This window comes from Sphingomonas sp. 37zxx (assembly GCF_000786205.1).
GTDB lineage: Bacteria > Pseudomonadota > Alphaproteobacteria > Sphingomonadales > Sphingomonadaceae > Sphingomonas.
Map to the genome: position 1 here is coordinate 1 of NZ_JROH01000116.1, position 777 is coordinate 777.

The following is a 777-nucleotide window of genomic DNA, read 5'->3' on the forward strand; positions in this document are numbered from 1 at the left end:
TCCCATGCCGCCGGTGAATAAGACGGGTTAGGTTGCTTGTGAGTGGCGTAGTTGTCGAGGATGACGTGGGCGGCCTTGTCGGGCGGCAACTCAGCCTCGACGGCGTTCAGAAAGCGGATGAACTCCTGGTGCCGATGGCGCTGCATGTTGCGCCCGATCACCGAGCCGTCGAGCACGTTCAGCGCGGCGAACAGCGTCGTCGTGCCGTTGCGTTTATAGTCATGCGTCATGGTCGCTCCCCGGCCACGCTTGAGCCGCAGCCCGGGTTGGGTGCGGTCGAGCGCCTGGATCTGGCTCTTTTCGTCGACCGACAGCACGATCGCATGGGCCGGCGGCGAGACGTAGAGGCCGACCACGTCGTGCAGCTTCTCGGCAAACGCCTTGTCGTTGGACAGCTTGAAGCTCCGCCAGCGGTGCGGTGCCAGGCCATGGGGGACTGTCAGGATTTCCGTGTGCGGGTGGGCATAATGGGTAGGAAGGAGTCCCACTATGTCCCGACGCAAAGAGCCTGCGATCCCGAATGAGTTGCTGGACCAGCTGCTGGCAGGCGGAGCCGCTAGCGCGGCGTTTGAGCAGGGCGGCCTGCTCGATTCTCTGAAAAAGGCGCTGACCGAGCGCGCGTTGAACGCGGAGATGGATCACCACCTGGCCGCCGATGACGGCACGGGCAACACGCGCAACGGCTACGGTCGGAAGACCGTGATGACCGACACCGGCAAGCTGGCGATCGACGTGCCACGCGATCGTCAGGCGAGCTTCGATCCGCAGTTGATTGCC

The 777-nt window shown here is 64.1% G+C and carries 1 protein-coding gene and 1 pseudogene; one reads left to right on the forward strand and one right to left on the reverse strand.

The features are described from left to right. Nucleotides 1–431 (reverse strand): annotated as a pseudogene (locus QU44_RS17005) (IS630 family transposase); the annotation flags it as partial. Nucleotides 432–489: 58 nt separating this feature from the next. Between QU44_RS17005 and QU44_RS17010 the strand changes: the two are divergent. Further along, nucleotides 490–777: transposase (locus tag QU44_RS17010; RefSeq protein ID WP_033923598.1), on the forward strand; the 288-nt coding region annotated here is incomplete at its 3' end.